We start from the raw sequence: 3,357 nt of genomic DNA on the forward strand, positions 1-3,357 counted from the left end.
GCGTAATTGCGCGCGGTTCCGCTGTTTCGCGCAGGACATAGGCGCCGCGGCTGGACCGGTTTTCTTCCGCATGAACGTGACGCAGCATCGCGAGATTCTGGCGTGACAGGACGATGACACTCGGCCGGTCGGAATATTTCAGCGCGAGCTCCCAGCACTCGGCGGTTTCGATGATGTCGGCAGGACGGAACACGTTTATGCCGGGTGTTGCCCGTAGCATCGCCAGATGTTCGATTGGCTGATGGGTCGGACCGTCCTCACCAAGACCAATCGAGTCATGGGTCATGACGTAGATGACCTGCTGGCCCATCAGCGCCGAGAGACGCATCGCACCCCGCGCGTAATCGGCAAAGGCCAGGAACGTGCCGCCATAGGGAATGAAGCCGCCATGCAGGGCAAGGCCGTTCATCGCCGCCGCCATGCCATGTTCGCGGATGCCGTAATGGATATAGCGGCCGGAAAAACTTTGCGGTGTGACGTCGCGCATTCCGGGCGTAACGGTCAGGTTTGAGTGGGTAAGGTCAGCCGAACCGCCAATCGTCAGATCGGTAGCATTGTTGATGACACCAAGCACCATTTCCGAAGCCTTGCGTGTCGCGACCTTGGTAGACTTCTCGACATGTTCGCGGCGGAAAGCGCCAAGCTCTTCAAACAGGCTCGCCGGCAACTGCTTTTGAACGGCCAGCCTCAGATTTTCCCCGTGCGGTGAGGCCGCCATTCGTACACACCATTCGCGCCGTTCATCAGCCCCACGACGCGCCACGTCGCGCCAGGTCTCGATGATGTCTTCGGGAACCTCGAATGGCTGATGCGGCCAGTCGATTGCCTGACGCACTGCCGCGATTTCGCTTTCGCCGAGCGGGGCGCCGTGGGTCTTCTCGGTTCCCTGCAGATTGGGCGCCCCTTTGCCGATGATCGTGCGGCACGAGATGAGCGACGGCCGGTCAGACGACCTGGCGCGGGCAATCGCATCGGCGATTTCTTCGTAGTCGTGGCCGTCGATCTCCYGAACGTCGAAACCCGCAGCCTCGAACCGCATCAGCTGGTCCATGGACGTCGAAAGAGAGGTCGGACCATCGATCGAGATGGAGTTGTTGTCCCAGAAGACGATGAGCTTCGACAGCCTTAGATGACCGGCAAGATCGATCGCTTCGTGACTGATGCCCTCCTGCAGGCAGCCATCTCCTGCGATCACATAAGTATGGTGGTCGACGATATCCTCGCCGAACCGCTGGACAAGCAAACGCTCGGCCAAAGCCATGCCGACGGCCGTGGCAATACCCTGCCCGAGCGGGCCGGTGGTCATCTCGATGCCCTGCGCATGACCATATTCCGGATGACCTGCCGTCTTGGCGCCAAGCTGGCGGAAACGCTGCAACTCCTCGACCGGCATGTCGGGATAGCCGATCAGATAGTGCAGTGCGTATTGCAGCATCGAGCCGTGCCCAGCCGACAAAACGAACCTGTCGCGATCCGGCCACTGCGGATGCAATGGATCAAGCTTGATGAAGCGGTTGAAGAGAACTGTTGCGACGTCGGCCATGCCCATCGGCATGCCGGGATGCCCGGAATTGGCCTTCTGGACGCTGTCCATAACCAGCGCCCGGATTGCATTAGCCATATCCCGTTCCGAAACGGTTTCAGTTTCCGGCGTTTCTTGAAGCAAAGCTTGCGTATTCATCGCTATCTCCTTCACGAGGCGCGGTTTTTGCGTTCGATCAACTGCATGATCAGCGGCGTCAGGATAAGTTGCATGGCGAGATCCAGCTTGTTGCCGGGGACGACAATCGAATTGGCCCGCGACATGAAGGAATCGTGGATCATCGACAGCAGATAGGGGAAATCGATCCCGCGCGGCCGGGCAAACCGGATCACCAGCATCGACTCGTCCGGTGTCGGAATCCACCGCGCAATGAACGGGTTTGACGTATCGACAATGGGAACGCGCTGGAAATTGATGTCGGTCAGCGTGAATTGCGGCGTGATGTAACGCACATAATCCGGCATGCGGCGCAGGATCACATCCATGACCGCCTCGGTGGAATAGCCGCGCGTCGAACGATCACGATGGATCTTTTGTATCCATTCGAGATTGATCACGGGAACGACGCCGATCTTCAGATCCGCGTGGCGGGCAAGGTTGACGCCCTCCGCTACAGCGCAGCCATGCAAGCCCTCATAGAACAGCAAGGTGCTCGGCGGAAAATCACGCCATTCCGTGAATGTGCCTGCAGGTGCGTCGTATTGCGCGGCTTCCTCTTCGTCGTGGATATAGGTCCGCGTTTGGCCCGTACCCCGGCGGCCGTATTCCTCGAAAACCTCATCGAGCTTGTTCAACTCGTTGGCATCGACATGGAAATGCGTGAAATTGGGGTTACCCTTGGCTTCTTCCTCCGCAACCTTTGCCTTCATGGCATTGCGGTCATACCGGTGGAATGCGTCGCCCTCGATGAAAGCGGCCTCGATATGTTCGCGGCGGAAAATCTGCTCGAAGATGCGCTTGACAGAGGTCGTTCCCGCGCCTGACGAGCCAGTGATCGATATGATTGGGTGCTTTGCCGACATGATTTCTTCCTCCACTCAAACCCTGAACAGGCCACGCTTGCTGAACAGCGGCGCGCGTTCGCCGATGTTGCTGGGCTCGGTGTGATACCGGCTGATACGGGCAACTTCCCTTGCCGAACCGAAGATGAATGGCACACGCTGATGCATGGTCTTCGGTGTCAGATCGAGTATGCGGCTCGCCGTGTTGGTCGCGGCGCCGCCCGCCTGCTCGATGAGAAAGGCAATGGGATTGGCTTCGTAGACGAGACGTATACGGCCGTCGCCATAGCCCTTGCGCCTGTCTCCGGGATAAAGAAACACGCCGCTGCGCATGAGGATTCGGTAGGTTTCCGCGACCAGAGATGCGATCCAGCGCATGTTGAAATCACGCTCGCGCGGCCCTTCGCTGCCCTTTAGACAGTCATCTACATAGAGCTGCACCGCCTCGTCCCAATGCCGGTAATTGGCAGCATTGATGGCGAATTCATAGGCACGGTCAGGAATAACGATACTCGCATAGGCCTGAATGAAAGTTCCGAGCCGCGCCGAAAACACGAAGACATGCGTGCCGCTGCCAAGCGTGAGTACCAAGGCAAGTTGCGGCCCATAAATGAAGAAACCGGCAGCGAGCTGGCGATCGCCTTTCTGGAAAAACGATGCGCCAGGCTCGCTGTCCGGCTCGCCTGCCACCGGGAGGATGGAGAAGATTGTCCCTATAGAGACATTGGTGTCGATGTTGGATGAGCCGTCGAGCGGATCGATCGCCAGCGCCAGTGGTGSGCTTGGGTCGAGCAAGGCTGGATGGGCGAGTTC

Annotated in this window: 3 protein-coding genes; all 3 read right to left on the minus strand. The window is 58.7% G+C overall.

All coding sequences use genetic code 11. The annotated features are described in order from the left end of the window. On the minus strand, window positions 1-1,681 hold a 1,681-nt coding region (tkt, locus tag ACXJ5O_RS22260), incomplete at its 3' end, for a transketolase (RefSeq protein ID WP_457301794.1). Between the two features lie 11 nt (window positions 1,682-1,692). Further along, window positions 1,693-2,565 (minus strand): phosphoribulokinase, encoded by an 873-nt coding sequence (locus tag ACXJ5O_RS22265; RefSeq protein WP_112529045.1) that lies wholly within the window; start codon window positions 2,563-2,565, stop codon window positions 1,693-1,695. A 15-nt stretch (window positions 2,566-2,580) separates the two neighbouring features. Further along, on the minus strand, window positions 2,581-3,357 hold a 777-nt coding region (locus ACXJ5O_RS22270), incomplete at its 5' end, for a class 1 fructose-bisphosphatase (RefSeq protein WP_457301795.1).

Source organism: Phyllobacterium sp. P5_D12, from assembly GCF_054049495.1.